The organism is Plectonema radiosum NIES-515 (assembly GCF_025753815.1).
GTDB classification, from domain to species: Bacteria; Cyanobacteriota; Cyanobacteriia; order Cyanobacteriales; family Nostocaceae; genus Hassallia; species Hassallia radiosum_A.
Map to the genome: position 1 here is coordinate 1 of NZ_JAOWRF010000372.1, position 19,086 is coordinate 19,086.

At 41.7% G+C, this 19,086-nt stretch carries 20 protein-coding genes and 1 pseudogene; 17 read left to right on the forward strand and 4 right to left on the reverse strand.

Annotation, left to right across the window (positions count from 1 at the left end):
- The first annotated feature begins 84 nt into the window (after window positions 1-84).
- The 12 genes from OGM63_RS26340 (at window position 85) to OGM63_RS26395 (ending at window position 8,296) form a co-directional block, all read left to right on the forward strand.
- Window positions 85-819 carry an exopolysaccharide biosynthesis protein gene (locus OGM63_RS26340; protein ID WP_263748670.1) on the forward strand — a complete coding sequence of 245 codons (735 nt, stop codon included), beginning with the start codon at window positions 85-87 and terminating at the stop codon, window positions 817-819.
- Window positions 820-1,224: 405 nt separating this feature from the next.
- Complete coding sequence (locus tag OGM63_RS26345; RefSeq protein ID WP_263748673.1) at window positions 1,225-3,063, forward strand: tetratricopeptide repeat protein; 1,839 nt, start codon at window positions 1,225-1,227, stop codon at window positions 3,061-3,063.
- 74 nt (window positions 3,064-3,137) lie between these two features.
- Complete coding sequence (locus OGM63_RS26350; protein ID WP_263748674.1) at window positions 3,138-3,413, forward strand: hypothetical protein; 276 nt, start codon at window positions 3,138-3,140, stop codon at window positions 3,411-3,413.
- Window positions 3,410-3,835, forward strand: a complete 426-nt coding sequence (locus tag OGM63_RS26355) for a type II toxin-antitoxin system VapC family toxin (RefSeq protein WP_263748675.1) — start codon at window positions 3,410-3,412, stop codon at window positions 3,833-3,835. The genes OGM63_RS26350 and OGM63_RS26355 overlap by 4 nt, the downstream gene beginning before the upstream one ends.
- 42 nt (window positions 3,836-3,877) lie before the next feature.
- Window positions 3,878-4,258, forward strand: a complete 381-nt coding sequence (locus OGM63_RS26360) for a hypothetical protein (RefSeq protein WP_263748676.1) — start codon at window positions 3,878-3,880, stop codon at window positions 4,256-4,258.
- The gene (locus tag OGM63_RS26365) at window positions 4,255-4,653 is read left to right on the forward strand and encodes a hypothetical protein (protein ID WP_263748677.1); all 399 of its coding nucleotides are present in this window, start codon (window positions 4,255-4,257) and stop codon (window positions 4,651-4,653) included. Before OGM63_RS26360 ends, OGM63_RS26365 begins: the two co-directional genes overlap by 4 nt.
- Complete coding sequence (locus OGM63_RS26370; protein ID WP_263748678.1) at window positions 4,641-4,793, forward strand: hypothetical protein; 153 nt, start codon at window positions 4,641-4,643, stop codon at window positions 4,791-4,793. Before OGM63_RS26365 ends, OGM63_RS26370 begins: the two co-directional genes overlap by 13 nt.
- A 138-nt stretch (window positions 4,794-4,931) precedes the next feature.
- A complete protein-coding gene (locus OGM63_RS26375) occupies window positions 4,932-5,507 on the forward strand; it encodes a Uma2 family endonuclease (protein WP_263748679.1) in 576 nt (191 codons plus the stop codon).
- Window positions 5,508-5,570: 63 nt separating this feature from the next.
- Window positions 5,571-6,341, forward strand: coding sequence for an ATP-binding cassette domain-containing protein (locus tag OGM63_RS26380; RefSeq protein WP_263748680.1), 771 nt, complete (start codon window positions 5,571-5,573; stop codon window positions 6,339-6,341).
- On the forward strand, window positions 6,338-6,970 hold the full coding sequence (locus tag OGM63_RS26385; RefSeq protein ID WP_263748681.1) for an ABC transporter permease: 633 nt from the start codon (window positions 6,338-6,340) through the stop codon (window positions 6,968-6,970). The genes OGM63_RS26380 and OGM63_RS26385 overlap by 4 nt, the downstream gene beginning before the upstream one ends.
- A 120-nt stretch (window positions 6,971-7,090) precedes the next feature.
- Window positions 7,091-8,023: a glycine betaine ABC transporter substrate-binding protein gene (locus OGM63_RS26390; protein WP_263748682.1), complete on the forward strand. Its 933-nt coding sequence runs from the start codon at window positions 7,091-7,093 to the stop codon at window positions 8,021-8,023.
- 69 nt (window positions 8,024-8,092) lie between these two features.
- Window positions 8,093-8,296 (forward strand): phytochelatin synthase family protein, encoded by a 204-nt coding sequence (locus tag OGM63_RS26395; protein WP_263748683.1) that lies wholly within the window; start codon window positions 8,093-8,095, stop codon window positions 8,294-8,296.
- A 131-nt stretch (window positions 8,297-8,427) separates the two neighbouring features.
- Here OGM63_RS26395 and OGM63_RS26400 read toward each other — a convergent pair whose 3' ends face one another.
- The gene (locus tag OGM63_RS26400) at window positions 8,428-9,099 is read right to left on the reverse strand and encodes an ABC transporter ATP-binding protein (RefSeq protein WP_318528549.1); all 672 of its coding nucleotides are present in this window, start codon (window positions 9,097-9,099) and stop codon (window positions 8,428-8,430) included.
- Between the two features lie 359 nt (window positions 9,100-9,458).
- Here OGM63_RS26400 and OGM63_RS29990 point away from each other — a divergent pair.
- Window positions 9,459-9,820, forward strand: a pseudogene (locus tag OGM63_RS29990) (DUF4277 domain-containing protein); the annotation flags it as partial.
- A gap of 195 nt (window positions 9,821-10,015) precedes the next feature.
- The gene (locus OGM63_RS26415; RefSeq protein ID WP_263748686.1) at window positions 10,016-11,482 is read left to right on the forward strand and encodes a calcium-binding protein; all 1,467 of its coding nucleotides are present in this window, start codon (window positions 10,016-10,018) and stop codon (window positions 11,480-11,482) included.
- A 92-nt stretch (window positions 11,483-11,574) separates the two neighbouring features.
- Here the strand turns inward: OGM63_RS26415 and OGM63_RS26420 are convergent, their stop codons facing one another.
- The 3 genes from OGM63_RS26420 to OGM63_RS26430 form a co-directional block, all read right to left on the reverse strand.
- On the reverse strand, window positions 11,575-12,951 hold the full coding sequence (locus tag OGM63_RS26420; RefSeq protein ID WP_263748687.1) for an ABC transporter permease: 1,377 nt from the start codon (window positions 12,949-12,951) through the stop codon (window positions 11,575-11,577).
- A gap of 31 nt (window positions 12,952-12,982) precedes the next feature.
- Window positions 12,983-14,701 carry an efflux RND transporter periplasmic adaptor subunit gene (locus OGM63_RS26425; RefSeq protein WP_263748689.1) on the reverse strand — a complete coding sequence of 573 codons (1,719 nt, stop codon included), beginning with the start codon at window positions 14,699-14,701 and terminating at the stop codon, window positions 12,983-12,985.
- A gap of 422 nt (window positions 14,702-15,123) precedes the next feature.
- Window positions 15,124-15,903, reverse strand: coding sequence for an intradiol ring-cleavage dioxygenase (locus tag OGM63_RS26430; protein ID WP_263748690.1), 780 nt, complete (start codon window positions 15,901-15,903; stop codon window positions 15,124-15,126).
- Between the two features lie 31 nt (window positions 15,904-15,934).
- Here OGM63_RS26430 and OGM63_RS26435 point away from each other — a divergent pair, with 31 nt between their 5' ends.
- The 3 genes from OGM63_RS26435 to OGM63_RS26445 all read left to right on the forward strand — a co-directional run.
- Window positions 15,935-16,390 (forward strand): response regulator transcription factor, encoded by a 456-nt coding sequence (locus tag OGM63_RS26435; protein ID WP_263748691.1) that lies wholly within the window; start codon window positions 15,935-15,937, stop codon window positions 16,388-16,390.
- Between the two features lie 68 nt (window positions 16,391-16,458).
- Complete coding sequence (locus OGM63_RS26440) at window positions 16,459-17,793, forward strand: sensor histidine kinase (protein WP_263748692.1); 1,335 nt, start codon at window positions 16,459-16,461, stop codon at window positions 17,791-17,793.
- Window positions 17,794-17,946: 153 nt separating this feature from the next.
- Window positions 17,947-19,086, forward strand: a 1,140-nt coding sequence (locus OGM63_RS26445) for a gamma-glutamyltransferase family protein (RefSeq protein WP_263748693.1), incomplete at its 3' end; no start/stop codon positions are given.

The window sequence follows — 19,086 nt, forward strand, 5'->3', positions numbered from 1 at the left end:
GGGACAAGGGGGACAAGGGGGACAAGGGGGACAAGGGAATTACCAATGCCCTATGCCCAATTTCCATAGTTTTTAATTGAAGTTATGCTTGCGGTAGATGAAAATTTGAGGTTTAATGAAATATTCTTAACTGTAATTGTATTTATAACTAATAAAATTGTTTTAGTTAAATTAAAGCAGGGTATTGTGGCAATTCACATCAAATCAAGCCAAATACATTTGAGGTTTTCTCAAGATATTAAGTTACTTTTGCAACGGTTAGCGCAACAGCCGCTGACTTTAGGGGATATTTTAGCGGAAACCTCGGAACGGGGTTTTAGTTTGACGATCGCATTACTAGTTTTACCCTTTTTGTTTCCCATGCCACCTGGATTCACGGGTCCTTTTGGTGGCGCTTGTTTGCTATTGTCAGTACAGATGGTTTTAGGTAGGCGTGAGCCTTGGCTACCAAAAAAAATCGCCAATTACAAATTTCCTCGCCTTTTTGCTCAGACACTTTTACAAAATCTGCGGCGAGTCACTAAAATATTAGAGAAAATCACCCGCCCCAGGTTGGTGAAAATAGCCGAAAATCCTTTAACTTGGCGATTAAATGGGCTTTGTATCTCTTGGTTAGCAATATTGTTAATTTCACCTGTTCCCCTTACCAATCCCATCCCCACCGTCGGAATTTTGCTATTAGCAGTCGCTAGTATAGAAGCTGATGGTTTGTTGATGTGTATCAGCTATATTTTTACTGCTTTGACTACCTTACTATTTGCATTCATTGCTTATGCAATGTGGATGGCTCCCAGTTTACTACCAGCCATATTTAAATAATAAAAAAGCCCTCAGCCAGAAACCGAGGGCAGTAATTTAATTAGGGTGCATCTACCATTTCTTTATCCGTCACAGCGATGGCTAAATCAGGATAAATCTGAAAAAAGTCTTTTCAATCTGTTAGAACTGACGCAGCAGTCACAGAAGAACGAACCACAGAAGCACAGAGAACACAGAGAAATGAGGATTTGAGAGGTTTTTTGCGCTCATTCCTGTCATAGTCACCTTCTAAAGGTCATATCATGTCCGGCAATCACCCATAAAAGGAGCAACCTTAGGACAAGCTCCTTGTCTCCAAGGAAAAATGTGCTTTTCCCATCTCAAGAACTCCCCCCCTCCTCCACTCTCCCTATTCCCCAACAATGACTAGAATGAGAATTAACGTAACGTTTTCTATTAGCTAAAGTGTCAGATTCTGTGTCATTACGCGATCGCTATCTAGCCTTCATCGATGAAATTGTGGAAACTACCCTCAAGGGTAAGATTAGCTCTGTTGAGCAAGTTTATCAAATGTTGCTCAAGGGGGTGAGTTCGGGGACGGGGGAAGTTTTTGAGTTAGCTTTGAGCGATCGCCTCAATACCGCCCAAAGCTTGGTAGACTCAGAAAAAGATGAACTCAAAAAAGCGAAAGCTACCCGCAGCCTAAGAGCAATCAAGACTATAGAAAATCAATGGCAACGCACGCAAGAGCAAAATAAAGCTAACAATGCGATCGCTTCTGGGGTTCAAGAAATTACCTCAAATTCAAGCGATCGGCTTGCGGCATTATTGCGTGTCATTGACCCCAACCGAAAGTATCCCCTAAATTTACAACAACTGGGACAATTAGCAAAATCCCTACAGCAGGCATCTGAGAATCAAGAAATTCTCCAACTTTCTGAAGGTATCACCCGTGGTTTAGCATCTTGGCAACGACTTTCTGATAATTTGCTCGGCTGGATGTACGAGCAAAACCGCTCATCAATCGGATTTGGTGGTGTAAGTAGTGAAAATGGTCCTTGGGCAAGTTGGGAAAAGATAGTTAATAGCCCTTTAATTCAAGCACTGTTTCACACCCTGGCAATGGAGCAGTCTCTAAACGCATTTGCTCAACAGCAACGTTTTATTACAGATAGCGATTGGGTAGAATTAACGGTAGTTTTGCAGTATTTGCAACGCGGGTTAGTTAACTGGTTTGACCAACAAGCTTACAACATCAAAGCCGGTTCCAAGTTATCTATTTCAACTTTCTTGACATTTGCCGCGATTTGGAATCAGTTAGCAAATGGGTTTGAGGGTATAAGCCGTTACAACAATGCTTCTTCGCAAGTTTTGTTACAAATTTTGCGAAATTTTGCCCAGCGTGCGTACTTTCCTCTATACGGCGGAATTTTCGCTTCATTTTCTGGGAGCTATTTACGAGATGCTCTAGATTATTTAGATGAACCGCTGCGGCAAGCCGAGGGAACCCAAGAAAAAGCGCGAATTTTGACACTTTTAGGTTATTCACAGCGAGCAATGGGGCAATACGATCGCTCAATTGGGTTTCATCAGCAAGCTTTGGAAATAGCCAGGAATGCAGGCGATCGCCCTTGTGAAATAGCCAATCTCAACCATCTCAGCCGTACTTTTGTTGCCACGGAGAATTATACCGAGGCGATTAACAACAGTCAACGGGCATTAATACTCAGTAGACAAGCAGGCGATCGCACAGGAGAAGCAAACGCACTGGTAAATTTAGGCTACAGCGAAGTCATGCAAGCGCAGCAGATGAAACAAATTGAACCAGAAACTTATGAAATGGCAATTAACTATTTGCAACAAGGCTTAAAGTTATCAGAACAATTAGGCGATATTCAAAGTAAAGCATTGTGTGTTAGCAGCTTAGGAATTGCTTATTTAGTAACTGAACAACCGCAACTTGCTATAAAACATTTAGAAGACGGATTTAACACAGCGCAAACATCCGGTGATTTGTATTTGCAAGGTTTAAATTTAGCGAGTTTAGCCGAAGCCAATTATAGTATGGCAAGTTTTACTAGAGCAATTTACACAGGTTGCTTGGGAATGTATTTGCTCAATCAAATTACTTCCCAAGAGTGGCGTAAACCAGCCGCGTTACTGACAATATTGCAAGGACAAATGGGTGCAGAAGCATTTCAAAATGCATTGCAACAACATCGCCCAAAAATCATCGCTGTAATTGGTGTAGATGGATATGATCACATACCGCAACTGTTAGAAGAATACAAAAAAAGCATGTAGTAAAAAATGCATGTAATGCAAAAGATGTCAATGTCAATAGCTACTTTTTTACTAAATAAAAGGCAGGAATTGTTATGCTCAACCTAAATTTGGATGACGAAGCCGAAAAGTATTTAGTAGAAATTCTCGCTCAAGAAAAAACGACAAGTAGTGAATTGATTAAACGCTTGCTACATGAACATTGGCAAAGCTTGCAGCCGCGTAAAACCGTTTTAGAACGGATGGGTGGGTATCCGGAACATTTATTGCAAGGTCCGAGCGATTTATCTGATCGAGATGCACGGTATAAGTATCTTGCTGAGTATTTTCAGAAACGGTATGAACAAAGCCAGCAGAAGCAAGAAGCATGACTTATTACCCTGTTATTCTTGTCGATAGCTCTGTGATGATAGCTTTTTACAATTCAGCAGATAGATATCATACTCAAGTAGTTGATTTTTTCACAAATTGTACCAGTGAGCTAGTAACTACAGTAGGATGCGTTACTGAGGTAATGTATTTTCTTGCACCTAATTCGCGGGTACAAAATGTCTTTTTATCACATCTGGCAACTGAGGTATACAAATGTGAACATTTATCAGTTGAAGATTTTGCACGTATTGCCGAACTTAATGCTCAGTACGCTAGTTTACCAGGAGATTTTGCCGATTTGTCATTGGTGACGATTTCAGAGCGTTTGAATATTAGTGCGATCGCTACTCTTGATAAAGATTTTGACATTTATCGTCGCTATCGTCGTCAACCTTTTGAGCGCGTGTTTTTACCGCAATAATACTATTAATTTAGTTAGGACTAACTTAGATACATAGGTATCATGACTATTTCGTTAGAATCTCAAGGAATTACCATTACTCTAAAACGTATTTTAGAACTTTTAGAGGGCGAAGATGAAGATGACTATGGCATTATTAAGCCAACTGACTACGCTTTCAAGACTGTACTGAATTTAGTTTCAGAAGCCTATTATCTCATGGGAAGTAGCTTCCCCAGAGCATCGGCTTCTTGTGATGATGAAGGAGGAATTAGTCTAGATTGGACAAGCATAGAAACAGAGCGTCAAGTCAGCCTATTTTGTCCCTTTAGTGCCGATAAAAGAACTTATATCTATCACGAGACAAGTGAGGAATATGCCGTGGATTATGTCGTTTGTGCCTCAAATTTAGCTGATTGGTTGCAATGGTTTAGCGGTGAATGACAGAACAATCTTCTGGAAATGACATAAGGTTTGAACCGTTGCCTAATAGCGCCATTGTCTACCGGGCATTACTGCGGAATAATTGGATAAATGAGGATACGGTTCGGGTAAAAGCTCAAGCCTATTTTTTGCGAAAAAACAGAAATGAACAGGGTCTTTCTGTTAACATTGCTAACGCCTCCTCTCCTGAACAATGTGCATCCAGATTCACAAACTGTTATGGAGTTGCTAGCCTCGATGTAGGACGTGTTCGTGAATTAGGTTTAGACGTAGTACCTGACTCTCCATCTCATGCGAATATTATAGGTCTACCATATAGAGAAGATGACCCAGCTACAGCTGAACGACTTGCTCGTTTGTTGGCAAAACAATCTCGTATTGTATGGCAACCTTAATTGTTATCTTTTTCCTAATTTTGGAAGTCGCGATTTCAGAGCATTTGAATATTAGTGCGATCGCCACTCTTGACAAAGACTTCGACATTTATCGTCGCTATCGTCGTCAACCATTTGAGCGCGTGTTTTTACCGCAATAATTTTTCAGCAATATATTAAGTTGGGTTATAAAATCAAATCAGCCTCACAAAGAGCCGCGATCGCACCTCATCCCATCTGCCTATTTATGACACCATAGTTAAGTAACAGCCTGTAATTCGTGCCCAAACAGAGGCTTTATGCTCAATCTTAACATCGCCATTCCCCAAGCATTCAAAGTGAGTCACGACCAATTCCAGGAACTCACCACTGTTAACCGTGATTTAAAGCTAGAGAGAACCGCAACTGGAGAATTAATCGTCATGCCTCCTACAGGAAGCGATACTGGCAACCGCAATTTAGATATCGAAGGGCAGCTTTGGTTGTGGAACCGTCAAACTAAACTGGGTAAAGCATTTAATTCTTCTACGGGTTTTCACTTCGCAAATGGAGCCGATCGCTCTCCCGATGCGTCTTGGGTTAAATTAGAACGATGGGAAGCACTTACACCCCAACAACGAGAAGGTTTTGCGCCTATATGTCCAGATTTTGTTGTAGAATTACGTTCTCGTTCTGACAGCATGGACACATTACGAGCAAAGATGGAGGAATACAAACAAAATGGAGCTACTTTAGGGTGGTTAATTGATAGAAAAAACCGCAAGGTCGAGATATACAGACAAAATCAAGATGTGGAAATATTAGATAATCCCGTCAGTTTGTCAGGAGAAAATCTACTACTGGGATTTGTCTTGGACTTAACTGACGTTTGGTAGGCTGACATCGCAAGCGGCAAAATCATCACATAATTATATAAAGCCAGCCTGAACCAATCACCCATGCCACAAAATAACCAAATCGCTGTCGAATTCCGCAATGTCACCTTTAGCCGCAATAATCGTCCATTAGTATCAAATCTCAACTTCACCATCCGTCAAGGAGAAGCACTCGTATTACTTGGACGCAGTGGAAGTGGGAAAACTACGACGATGAAATTAATTAATCACCTGTTTATTCCTACAGAAGGCGAAGTTTTATTTAATGGCATTCCGACAACTCAATGGAATGAAATTAAACTGCGGCGCAAAATAGGTTATGTAATTCAAGAAACTGGTTTATTTCCTCATTTCACTGTTGAACGCAATATCGGTTTAGTTCCTTCTTTGGAAGGTTGGAAACCCAAACAAATTAAAACGCGAGTTGATGAATTGTTGCATTTAGTCGGTTTAAATCCCGGACAATTCGCGCAAAGATATCCTCATGAACTTTCGGGAGGGCAAAGACAAAGGGTGGGTGTGGCGAGGGCGCTAGCAGCCGATCCGCCCGTTTTAATGATGGATGAACCCTTTGGCGCACTCGATCCAATTACACGTTTAGAATTGCAACAAGAATTTAGAAGGTTACAACAAGAATTAGGCAAAACGGTTGTTTTTGTCACACACGATATTCAAGAAGCCTTTGTTTTGGCATCGAGAATTGGTTTAATGTATGGGGGAGAATTGGTAGTATTAGATACCCCAGCAGAATTTAGGCGATCGCCTCATCCAGAAGCCCTTGCCTTTCTTGAATGTCTGCGTACCCTAGAAACTTTTTCAAAAGACAATTTATGAACAATTTCTTCCTCATCAAATACGCCCCAGAAATCCTTCAGCATACGCTAGAACATTTATTTTTGGTAAGCATTGCAATTGTAATTGCCATACTTATAGGCATCCCCTTAGGTATTTTGATTACCCGCATAACAATCCTCCGCCAACCAATTCTCATCATTGCAAATATTATGCAAACAATTCCCAGTTTGGCGCTATTTGGCTTACTTATTCCCGTGCCATTTATTGGCGGAATTGGCGCAACTCCAGCAATTGTTGCACTTACTTTATATTCATTCCTACCAATTATCCGCAACACTTATACTGGTATTATTAATGTCGATCCAGCCATTCGGGAAGCTGGACGGGGTATGGGAATGACAGATAGACAATTGTTGTTGCAAGTTGAGATTCCCTTGGCAATGCCAATAATTCTCGCAGGTGTGCGGGTGGCAACGGTAATTGCGATTGGGATTGCAACTATTGCCGCTGCAATTGGTGCTGGTGGTTTGGGAGAATTAATTTTTCGCGGAATTTCAGTTGTAAATAATGATTTAATTTTAGCTGGTGCAATTCCATCTGCGGTAATTGCTTTAATCGTAGATTTTGCTATTGGTTGGCTGGAAGGTAAATTAAAAGTTAAAAATTAGGCGTTGCTGAATCAAGATTGAATTTGTCTCACGCAAAGCCGCACTCGTAGCAGAGAGTAAGAGTTTAAGAGACCTGATTTTTAAGTTTCATATGGATCTTCACCAACGCCAAAAATTAACATGAATGTTCAAAGATTTTTTGTCTTCTGCTTTTTAACTTTTGTTTTAGTAATTACACTGACAAGTTGTCAGTTTAATTCAAATAATCAAAGCGGCGTTGATATCGTTGTTGCTTCTAAAGGCTTCACCGAACAAGATATTTTAAGCGAACTATTAGCACAGCAAATTGAAACAACTGCTAATTTAAAAGTTCAGCGTCGCCGCTTTACTAGTGCTTTGGTGACACATAATGCTTTGATTGCTGGTAAAATTGATGCGTATATTGAGTATACAGGCGTGGCTTTTACTAGTATATTGAAGCAAAAAGTTATCAACGATCCAAAAGTACTTTACGAAAAGTTGAAACAAGGTTACGCGCAGCAATTCAATTTAGAAGTAATGAAACCTTTGGGTTTTGAAGACACTTTTGCAATGATTATTCGCGGTGAAGATGCAAAGCGTTATAATATTCAAACTCTTTCCCAAGCTGCTAAATATACACCCCAATGGCGTGGTGGTTTTGGCTATGAATTTGTGGAAAGAGAAGATGGTTTTCCCGGTTTAGCGAAAACTTATGATTTCCGCTTTGCTAAACCTCCCCGCTTGATGGAATTGGGATTAATATATCGAGCTTTGCTGCAAAAACAAGTAGACATGATAAATGGTAATTCCACCGATGGACAGATTGCCCGCTTGGGTTTGGTGGTGCTAAAAGATGATAAGCAGTATTTTCCTCCTTATGAAGCAGCACCAATTGTGCGTCAAGCAACTTTGAAAAAATATCCAGAAGTCAAGAAAGCGATCGCTCAACTTTCTGGCAGAATTACTGCTGATGAAATGCGACGATTAAATTATCTGGTTGAGGGTGAATTACAAGATATTAAAGACGTTGTGCGCGAGTTTCGCAAATCTAAGGGTTTAGCTTCACCTAAAGATAATATTAGTAATTCGTAGTGAGCACTGAAGTGCTCAGAAGAAAGCACTTCAGTGCTTACTACAAAATATTTTTTTATTAGGTAATTTATGAATAAAAATTTACGCAAATTTCTTAAAACATCACTTCAAGCTAGTAATGAGCAAACAGATAGATTTTTAATTTTGGATGTTTCGCGTTACAAATATCCACCTGTGTGGGTAAAAGCAGCAGATTTGTGGAAGGCAATGTCAACAACTGATTCTGAATCAGGTAAGACACGAGGATTTGTATTTGTCAGCAAAGGTTCTTAATTAGACATAGAAACAATGTAGAGACGTAGCACAGAATCGTCTCTACAAGATTTTGGATAACGCATATTAAAATTCAGTCGATGTCTAGTAGTAAGCCAAGAGAGCGCTTTCTGCTATTTGAGGTTACAAAACTAATTTACAATTAAACCATCCTGAACTCGGATAATCCTTTTAGTTTGGGCAGCGATATCTGGTTCATGAGTCACAATCACAATTGTGATACCTTGTTCATTAAGTTCTGTTAACAAATTCATCACCTCATAAGAAGTTTCAGTGTCTAAAGCTCCCGTTGGTTCATCTGCTAAAACTAATGCAGGTTTATTAACTAAAGCACGTGCGATCGCTACTCGTTGTTGTTGTCCCCCAGAAAGTTGACTGGGACGGTTGGAAATGCGATCGCCTAATCCCACCCTTCTCAAAGCTTCTAACGCTCTTTTACGGCGTTGTGGCTTTGGTAGGTTCGCATAAACCATTGGTAACATAACATTATCTAAAGCACTTGCACGGGACAGAAGGTTAAATTGTTGGAAAACAAAACCGATTCTTTGGTTGCGAATATACGCTAATTCATCATCATCAAAAGTAGTCAGGTTTCTACCTTCAAAAATATAGTTTCCAGTTGTGGGACGATCTAAACAACCGACAATATTCATCAGCGTAGATTTACCCGAACCTGACGCACCCATAATCGAGACATATTCACCTTCTTCAATAGAGAGTTGAATTCCCTTAAGTATGGGGACACTAACTTCTCCTAAATGGTAAGTTTTCGTAATTGATTCCATCCAAATCATCGTTGTCATATTAGTTTTGGATTGTTAGTTGATAGTTGTTGGTTGATGGTTGATATACCATTTTTAATAAATATGCTTATATCTAGCTCACATTCCGCATTTGAAAATGCAATACATTGATATTTTAATTAAAATTACCAATACTCCGCAATAGAATTAGTATTAATACCGAGAATAATTGGTAGACTTGCGATACCTACAGCGGACTGTGCCAAGGTTACATAACCCAGACTTGGTGTTTGTTTTGTAATAGTAAATGTCAGGAAATCCTGATAGTTATGATAAATCATAAACTGAAAAAATTAGAAAAAATATTTACTAAAAATAAAGAAAGTCGAAAAAAGAATCATCCCAAAGAAAAACCATTCATTAAAAATTTGGCTCCCTTAGGAATAAAAGCTGTAATTGTTGATGAAATAGGAATAGTATAAAAAATCAAAAACCTCCTAAGAACCGATACAGGGAAAGAATTAATGGAGGAGAAGTAGTCAAAGCAATCATTTTGAATGGATTTGCATTTGTTTCTCAGCCGTTATACTTATTTTCACATTTTTTTGAAGATAAAGCCATAGAACATTTATTAGGGGAGAGGATTAAGGGAGAGGTTTTAAATAATGATAAATTGGGAATAGTTATGGATAAACTCTCTAAATATAAATTAACTAGAATATTTATAATCATTGAATTGTCACTCATCAATAAATACGGCATATCCACCAAATATTCTCACTTTTATATTTTTTAATTTTTGAGAAAATAAATATTTGTCGGTATAATTTTTCTCAAATTTTGAGTATAAAACTTCCCTGATTTTCGAGGTCATTTCGGATTGTTATATAATCCCTCTGGGCTATAGAATATGCACGGAAGGCTAAGTATTTTGACAGAATTAATTACCCAAGTTGTTTATCTAGGAAAAAACACTATGACAACGATACTTGGAACAATTCAAGACGATACCCTCTATGGTACCAACCAGTCAGACTACATTTCTGGCTTGGACGGTAATGACTCACTACTTAGCGCAGACGAGAGCGACTCGCTCTCAGGTGGTGACGGTAATGACTCAACGCAAGTTTTTTCTCTAGGAAAAAACACTATAGTTGGAACAAATCAAGACGATACCCTCTATGGGACCGAGCAGTTAGACTACATTTCTGGCTTGGGTGGTAATGACACACTATTTGGCAAAGACGGGGACGATCGCCTGTTTGGTGGTGACGGTAATGACTCACTATTTGGTGAGAACGGGAACGATCGCCTGTTTGGTGATAATGGGAACGACTCGCTCTCTGGAGGTGAAGGGAGGGATCGCCTGTTGGGTGGCGACGGTGATGATACCTTGCTGGGTAATAATGGTAATGATTTCCTCAACGGTGGCAATGGTAATGACACCATCAACGGCGGAGATGGTAACGATCGCCTGTTGGGTAGTCCTGGATCTGACAGCTTTATCGGAGGCAATGGCAAGGATGTTGTTGACTATAGGGCTTTTGGTCAAGGTGTTACCCTCCGCTTTGAATACGATATTAGTCCAACCAATTCACCCTCTGTCTTTCAGGCAACCCCGGCTTTGCGGGTAGCTAAAGATGGTGGTAGTAGTGTCCCAATCCGCTACACCGACACCTCCACAGTCCCAGCTTCTAAAGATACTTTAGAATCGGTGGAAACCATCATCGGGGCTGTGGGTCAGAACAACACCATTAACTTTACCTATATAAATCCTGGGCTTACTCGTAGTGGCTTTGTCCCAAGGGTCTCAGCCCCTGCTATCACGGTGGATCTGGCTGCACATACACTCACCTACGATACAACCACCCTGACGATTGAAAACTTTAACAACGTCATTGGATCCACAGGCAACGATACCCTGCTGGGTGATGACAACGCCAATGTGTTAGACAGCTTCATCGGCGGTAGTGTGAATGGTCGAGGAGGTAACGATATTCTTAATACTTTTGAGAATGATCTCCTCACAGGGGGTGACGGTGCTGATCAATTTACTTTGAACGCCAGTCAGAAGTTTCTAGGTGGTCGTTCTGGGGTGAATTTCCAAAGAATTAATGCCAGTACTATTACTGATTTCACATCAGGGGTAGACACCCTGGCGGTCTCTAATAGTTCCTTCAACGGTCCAGGCATTCCAATCGGAGAGGACTCATCTGTTCAATACATTGGATTTGATGTACTGAGTGAGGGTCGTTTAGCTGCGGATAGTTTTTTGGTGTTGGGTAGTGGCAGTGCTACAGATCAAACGCTGTTTACCTACGATGGTACAACAGGCGATTTGTTCTATAAAGGAGGGGGTATTTCTCCTGCGGTTGGTCCTTTTAAAGTAGCGACTCTACAAGGGGCACCGACCTTGACCGCTAATGACATTTTGGTGATTTAAACCCATTTTCCCCACCCCCTAGAGACGTGAAAAAGATGTAGAGACGCAAGGGAATCGCCATCTCTACATCTTTTTCACGCTTATGTCTAATATTAATCACTTCTTAAAGCCGTAATCGGATCTAATTTAGAAGCGTTTCGTGCGGGAATTACCCCCGCAAGTAAACCAACAGTTAACGAAAGTCCAAACCCGACAATTACTGACCAGAAAGAAACCACAAATGGAAATTTGAAAATAGTTGCTGCTACCAAAGCAATCAAAATTCCACTTCCGATACCAATACCTCCACCAACAGTAGAAATTACAATCGCTTCCGCTAAAAATTGATTGAGAATAGCTGAATTTGTCGCTCCTACAGCTTTGCGAATTCCGATTTCCCGCGTTCGTTCCACAACAGAAACCAGCATAATATTGGCAATTCCAATTCCACCAACCACTAAAGAAATTCCGGCGATCGCTACCACCATCACTGTAAATAAACCGACAATATTTGTAAAAGTGCTAATAATATCAGCTTGGTTAGTAATCCGAAAATCATCAGCTTGCGGTGGATAGATATTGTGACGCAAACGTAATAGATTGGTAACTTGAAACTGAACAGCGTCTAACTGTTCCTGATTTCCAGCTTTAATCAAAATTCCATTCACAGAAACCCCAGATAAAGCATTGTTACCAACTAGCCTTGCCGACATACTAGTAAGAGGTAGAAAAACTAAGTCATCTCGATCCATCCCTCCTTGGGAACCCTTAGATTGGGTGACACCAATCACTTCATAAGCTTCTCCTTGAATGCGGATTCTCTTACCTATGGGACTACCAGCATCGGTAAATAAAGTACTCTCAACAGTCGGTCCAATAACAGCAACTTCTCTGGCAGTATCTAATTCTTCTTGGTTAAAAAATCTCCCATTTTCGATTTGGATATCTCTGACTTCTGGGTAGTTTAAATCTGTACCATAAATTGGTGTTGAGCTGTTCTGACCTGCATAAACGATTTGTGCATTTCTTACAAGGTAGGCAGAGACAATTTGGGCAGATGGTGCTTGTTGAGCGATCGCTTTCGCATCATCCCAAGTTAATGTACTGCTAGAACCAAGTCCTTGACGGATATTTCCGCTTCTAGCAGCACCAGAAAAAACCGAAAGCACATCCGGACCCAAAGCTTGTATCTGTTGCTCGGTTCCTTTTTGCACACCCTGCCCAACAGATGTAATGGCAATTACTGAGGAAATCCCAATAATCACCCCCAGCATCGTTAATCCTGTGCGTAATTTGTTACTCCAAAGTGTCTCCACAGCCATTGACAATATTTCTGGCAGCGAGACAGTACGGGTATTTTTACCTTTAGATAAAACCTTAACCATATTGTGATATTTATAACTAACTTTTTGGCGTTGCACCAATTGAGGTATGAATCCACATGTAGAGACGTAGCACAGAATAGTCTCTTTGGTATTAGATAAAATCATGTTGATACATCAAATCAGCAACGCCAATTTTTTAAGGCAGACCACCACGACCACCGCTGCCACGACCACCTCCTCCACCACCGCTCACACCAGGAAAAACTCCACCTCGTGGTGTTGATTGCGGTCGTGACCCTGGGGGAAAGCTGAGTAATACCCTTTCGTTTCCTTTCAATCCAGATTTAACTTCAGTATATTTATCTACTGTAACCCCAGTCTGAATGCGAGTAAACACAGGTTGATTATCTTCTCCTGCTACAAACACACCTGTAGATTTTTCTCGGCGCACAACCGCTGCTGTTGGCACTACAAGCGCATTTTCCAATTGACCCACTTCAAAATCTGTTGTTACATTCATCCCAGACCGCAACAGCTTTTCGGAATCTGAGACAATTGCTAATTTCACTTGAAAGCTGGTAACATTTTGCTCTACAATTGCTTGAGCCGCAATTTGACTGACTTTACCCTCAAAGGTTTTTCCTGGATAGGCATCTGCCGTAATTGTGACTTTCTGACCAAGGCGGATTTTAGCAATATTTACTTCAGCTATATTTGCTACAACCTGATTTGTAGAAGCCAAGGATACGATTGAAGAAGATGTTGCACTAGATACAGCACTACCGGAAGTGGTTGGCGTGACAAAAGCACCTGGATCGGCATACTTTTGAGTTATAACACCATCAAATGGTGCCCGAAGTACGGTGTCATTGATTTGAGTTTGAATCGTTTGCAGCGAACCGCGAGCAGAAGCCACCTGAGCGCGTGCTTGTTCAATATCTTCTGAGCGCGTTCCCGCTTTCAAAAGTGCTAGAGCCTGCTGTTTCTGTCTGACTACAGCTCGTGCCTGTTCCATGTCTTCTGGACGGGAACCGGCTTTCAAAAGTGCTAGAGCCTGCTGTTTCTGTCTGACTACAGCTCGTGCTTGTTCCATATCTTCTGGACGCGAACCGGCTTTTTGCAACCCTAATGCTTGAGTAGCTTCATTGACTTGACCTTGGGCGCTATCACGATCTGCACGGCTTTGGTTTACAATTTGAAGAGAAATGGCTCCAGAAGTGTAAAGTTGCTGATTGCGGCGTAAATTATCTTCGGCTTTACTTAAGCTGGCTTGAGCGCTTTGTAAACGTGCCTGTGCTTGACCAATATCTTGAGGACGATTACCAGCTTGTGCTTTTTGTAGATTTGCCTGAGCCTCATCCAATGCTGCTTGTGCTGAAGCAATATCTTGAGGACGATTACCTGCTTGTGCCTTTTGCAAAGTTGCTTGAGCCTCATCCAATGCTGCTTGCGCTGAAGCAATATCTTGAGGTCGATTACCAGCTTGTGCTTTTTGTAGATTAGCCTCTTGTTGTGCTATTTGCGCTCTGGCTTGGGTGAGTTGTCCTTGCAAATTTGAATCATCCATATTCGCAAGTATCTGACCCTCTTTGACTGTATCGCCTTCCTTCACCAACAGTCTTTTTAGTATACCTGATTGTTTAGGGCTGACGTTAATCGACTTTTCGGGCTTAACAGTTCCGTTCGCTGAAATCTTAATAGTTAAATTTTGACGAGATACAGGTTGTGTCAAAACTTTTCGTTTTGCTTCTTGTTTGGGAACAACGACCACCTGGTGATAAACTACGTAGCCGACTCCACCCAAAAGAGAAAGGACGAGTAGCCAAGGTAGCCAGCTAATTTTTACCTTTTTCTTTTTCTTTTCTTCTGGCAAAAAATGCGTGGAATCTACAGGCTTGGATGTGTCTAATTTCATTTTGAATTTTCTATGTAGAAATAACGGCTACCGAGAGGCATTGCTGTAAAAACTTAAGTTAACTATAGTATGATAATTTTGGATTAAGGATTTATTTAATCAGTAGTGTTTTCATTGAGACTGCATACACTCACAGATTTTTTGTAGTTGTTGCTTTTGCTTTTGCATGAATACTTTTGATATTCATCATATAAAATTAACTTAAACAATCATATGTATCGAAAGTTCTAAACTCATCCATGACAAAAGTCACGAATTTTGCTCTCTACATTTTCAGATCGACTTTATGTAAATATTTTGGTGAGTATTTCCATCAACAGAAACAGTCGATGAGAAATATCATATCCGGCAAATTACACATATTATTGTAGAGACGCTCCACCGGAACGTCTCTATGACGGTTGCGATATTTTTATTAGTGCTCAAGCTGTCTGAAGCCCAATATCGAACGTTGCTGCGTAACGTTGGCTTGTTTTGGTGGGTGTGAGCAACAATTGGTTTCCACCGTCTTGGAAGATTCCGTCTTGTGCATTCTTCAACGTGCGCTGTCCCTTACTTGCGTATGGTGATTGTGCGTGTACGCGATCGCTAATCGAGTCATCAAAGTACAACTGTGACGTAAACTCATAACTCTTCTGTGATGTCGCATCCGTGCGAACCTTAAAGTGGATATGGACTGTTCTGCCTTGATACCAACCAGGATAAATGGTTGTAAACTCAACAGTTCCATTCGCGTCCGTCACTTGATACCCGCGCAAAAACTTTTTCCCGACGGTACTGAAACTGCGAATTTTCACGTCCGAATAGACTCCCAGCGCGTCACAATGCCAAATATCGACGATCGCACCTTTAAGTGGTGTGCAGCCAGTACTGCTAACCTGAGACACGCGCAACGTCAGTTGCAGTGGCACCCCGTCTTTGACTGAACCATCCGAGGGATCGGATCGGATATCCGAGCGGTTGAGCTTCTCGTCTACAAAATAGGGTCCTTCGGTCTGCTTTGGACTCACGACACACGCGGGCAACGTTGTACCATTTGCTGTAGATGATGCCTGTGCGGATCTGGACTTTCTAGGTATGCATCCAACCACAAGCATTGCTGTTACCCCTGCCCTAAATAGAGCAAGTGCCTCTCTGCGACTGAGAATTTGACTTAGTTGGCGATACTCCTGATGAGTCGCTCCGCGATCGCTTTTTTTCATAATATCTCTACGATGTTTTTCTCAGAGGGCTTTGTTAACGGCTCGGAATGAACTAGACGATCGCCTGCAAGGATTGAATTTGGGGGCTGATGATTATATCGCTAAACCGTTTTTTGTGGAAGAACTAGCGGCACGAATTCATGCTGTTGTGCGTCGCAGTGTGGGGGTTCGCCAAAATTTCCTTTCGGTAGGTTCGCTCAAACTCCATCGCATTACGCGAGAAGTCACCTGCGATCAACAGGCAATAGAACTCACCAGCTGCGAGTTTAATCTTCTAGAGTATCTCATGCGCTCTCCCGGACGAGTATTTACCCGTACCCAAATTTTAGAACACGTTTGGGGTTACGACTTTAACCCCAACACCAATGTTGTAGATGTTTGTATCCAGCGAATTCGGAGAAAAATTGATCCCATTGATGAAACAAACTGGATTGAAAGCATTCGCGGGGTTGGATACCGATTTCGCAACCCAGATCACGATCGGTAAAGACGTTCCGACGGAACGTCTCTACGAATATAAAGACGTTCTGCTGGAACGTCTCTACGAAGGTAGGGTTGATCCGGGGAATAGGTTTACCGGGTCGAGAGCGTAAGCAGCGCTACGCAGACTCATTATCCTATGCCTTCGGAACAAATACAAAAATCTTGATCGCACTGCTGATGTTAGACGCAAACGGCAACACACTCGATCAATTTAACTCTTTACCTACCGACCTCGAAATCAATCGTCTACTGATTGAGCGTCTTAGGTTGACACCTCTGCCACCGTTCACTAAGGGTGAACCACCGCCAAAACCCCCCAGTATAAATCCAGACGAAGAGCGCTTTATTCCCTCACCCCCACCTCCACCCCTTCCCCCACCTCAATTCGTCACCCTGGCAACGGCAAGAGAAACTTGGCGAATTGGGGCAGCTAAATTTCCTAATGTTCAGGTTGCGATCGCCGTTAGTCTGCAAGCCGTCAATCAAGAGATGGCTATTATTCGCAATATCTTTCTTGTTTCAATTCCAGGAACACTCCTGCTGGTTGCGATCGGTGCATGGATGATTTCTGGTGGTGCTTTGCGTCCCATTCGCCAATTAACAGACGCCATTCAACAGGTGACTGTTAAAGGATTAGATCAACGGATTCCCATTGGGACAACGGATGTTGAATTTGTCGAACTAATTGAAGTGTTTAACCAAATGCTGGAGCGCCTAGAACGTAGTTTTACACAAGCTTCTCGCTTTAGTGGTGACGCCGCTCACGAACTGAAAACCCCACTAACCATTCTACAAGGCGAACTGGAACGAACGCTACAACAGGTTGATCCAGGTTCCCTAGTCCAACAGCGCTTAAGCAATTTGTTAGATGAAGTGCGCCGCCTGAGTGGTATTATGCGGAAACTCTTGCTGCTGTCTTTGGCAGATGCGGGACAAATGAGCCTGTATTTAATTGAAGTGGATATGTCTGAGTTGCTAATGGAGATGTTAGAAGATGTGGAACTGCTGGCTCCCCACTTAGCTGTGCAAATCGACATAACTGATAAACTCAGAGTAAAGGGCGATCGCGATCTTCTGATTCAAGTTATGCAAAACCTCTTCAGTAATGCCATTAAATACAATCTCGCCAACGGCTGGATACAGATTGACGCTCGAAAAGCTGAAACCTTTGTCCACGTCACCATTACCAATGCTTCAATTGATATTTCGGTGAGCGACCAAGAGCGCATTTTTGACCGCTTCCATCGCGGCGATCCTGCGCGATCCCGTAAGATAGAAGGAATCGGACTGGGACTCAGCCTAGCTCGTGAAATTGCCCGCGCACATCATGGCAACCTCACCCTTGACTCAACATCAAACGGTCAAACAGCGTTTACCCTCACCTTGCCGATTATGTCATGGAGTTGAGTGCATTTTAAACCAATTTAGGCGTTGCTGATTTGAAAGTAGAGACGTTCGGTCCGGAACGTCTCTACTACCAATTTCATATTAATATTCAGCAACGCCCCAATTTAAGTTATAAAATTCATTTTTAAGAAATATCAAAAAAATTACATCCAAATGCGTATCAGCAAATATAAACAAGTTGCATCTGCAATCTTTTATCTAAGTATTCTATTTAACAGCCAAATAGCATCAGCCACCGTAACATTACCTCTACGCACCAAAAAGGCAATGGTGGTTTCGGCTAATCCCTTAGGAAGTGAAGCTGGGTTAGAAATGTTACGCAAAAAAGGTAATGCAGTTGATGCCGCAGTTGCCACAACTTTTGCTATTTCTGTAGTCGAACCTTTTTCGGCAGGAATTGGTGGTGGTGGATTTTTGCTAATGCATTCAGCACAAACTGGGGAGATGAAAGCCCTCGATTTTCGCGAACGCGCACCACTAAAAGCTACCAAAAATATGTACCTCGATGCTCAAGGCAAGGTGCGTCCAAATGTCAGTATTAACGGTTATTTGGCAGTAGCAACACCAGGAACAGTAGCGGGATTGTATGAATTACATCGTCGTTATGGTAAACTACCTTGGCAAGAAGTTGTTAAACCTGCGATCGCTCTAGCAAATAACGGCTTCATCCTCAGTCAACAACCTACTTGGCGTTCTCTACCAGTTTACGAACAACGCAAACAAGCAATTCTCGCTAACCCAGCAGCACGAGCAATTTTCACTCGCAACGGCGAATTTTATCAACCAGGGGAAAGGTTAATACAGCGCGACTTAGGAAAAACTTTAACAGCAATTGCCAAGAATCCCCAAGATTTTTATACCGGAAATATTGCGCGGGCGATCGCCTCCGATATGGCAAAAAACAACGGTTTAATTACTCTTGAAGATTTAAAATCTTATAAACCAATTTGGCGCACACCAGTTTGTGGCAATTTCCGCTCTTCTAAAATCTGCTCAATGCCACCACCTTCATCAGGAGGTGTTCACCTATTACAGATTTTAAACATTATTGGTGACACAGATTTAAAATCTTTGGGATGGCATCACCCAGATGCTTTACATTTAATGACAGAAGCAATGAAAATTGCCTACGCTGATCGCTCTGTATATTTAGGCGATCCAGATTTTGTCAAAGTGCCTGTACAACAACTCATCAGCCCAGCATACGCCAAAATTCGACGAGGGCAAATCACGATGGATCGCGCTAAACCCTCAATTGAAGTTAAGCCAGGGGAGATAGGGAGAGGGGGAGAG

What these genes read in the sequence shown, in the direction of transcription:
- OGM63_RS26340 (WP_263748670.1), top strand. Translation starts at nt 85, where the DNA reads ATGCTTGCGGTAGATGAAAATTTGAGGTTTAATGAAATATTCTTAACT.
- OGM63_RS26350 (WP_263748674.1), top strand. Translation starts at nt 3,138, where the DNA reads ATGCTCAACCTAAATTTGGATGACGAAGCCGAAAAGTATTTAGTAGAA.
- OGM63_RS26355 (WP_263748675.1), top strand. Translation starts at nt 3,410, where the DNA reads ATGACTTATTACCCTGTTATTCTTGTCGATAGCTCTGTGATGATAGCT.
- OGM63_RS26360 (WP_263748676.1), top strand. Translation starts at nt 3,878, where the DNA reads ATGACTATTTCGTTAGAATCTCAAGGAATTACCATTACTCTAAAACGT.
- OGM63_RS26365 (WP_263748677.1), top strand. Translation starts at nt 4,255, where the DNA reads ATGACAGAACAATCTTCTGGAAATGACATAAGGTTTGAACCGTTGCCT.
- OGM63_RS26370 (WP_263748678.1), top strand. Translation starts at nt 4,641, where the DNA reads ATGGCAACCTTAATTGTTATCTTTTTCCTAATTTTGGAAGTCGCGATT.
- OGM63_RS26375 (WP_263748679.1), top strand. Translation starts at nt 4,932, where the DNA reads ATGCTCAATCTTAACATCGCCATTCCCCAAGCATTCAAAGTGAGTCAC.
- OGM63_RS26380 (WP_263748680.1), top strand. Translation starts at nt 5,571, where the DNA reads ATGCCACAAAATAACCAAATCGCTGTCGAATTCCGCAATGTCACCTTT.
- OGM63_RS26385 (WP_263748681.1), top strand. Translation starts at nt 6,338, where the DNA reads ATGAACAATTTCTTCCTCATCAAATACGCCCCAGAAATCCTTCAGCAT.
- OGM63_RS26390 (WP_263748682.1), top strand. Translation starts at nt 7,091, where the DNA reads ATGAATGTTCAAAGATTTTTTGTCTTCTGCTTTTTAACTTTTGTTTTA.
- OGM63_RS26395 (WP_263748683.1), top strand. Translation starts at nt 8,093, where the DNA reads ATGAATAAAAATTTACGCAAATTTCTTAAAACATCACTTCAAGCTAGT.
- OGM63_RS26400 (WP_318528549.1), bottom strand. Translation starts at nt 9,099, where the DNA reads ATGACAACGATGATTTGGATGGAATCAATTACGAAAACTTACCATTTA.
- OGM63_RS26415 (WP_263748686.1), top strand. Translation starts at nt 10,016, where the DNA reads ATGACAACGATACTTGGAACAATTCAAGACGATACCCTCTATGGTACC.
- OGM63_RS26420 (WP_263748687.1), bottom strand. Translation starts at nt 12,951, where the DNA reads ATGATTTTATCTAATACCAAAGAGACTATTCTGTGCTACGTCTCTACA.
- OGM63_RS26425 (WP_263748689.1), bottom strand. Translation starts at nt 14,701, where the DNA reads ATGAAATTAGACACATCCAAGCCTGTAGATTCCACGCATTTTTTGCCA.
- OGM63_RS26430 (WP_263748690.1), bottom strand. Translation starts at nt 15,903, where the DNA reads ATGAAAAAAAGCGATCGCGGAGCGACTCATCAGGAGTATCGCCAACTA.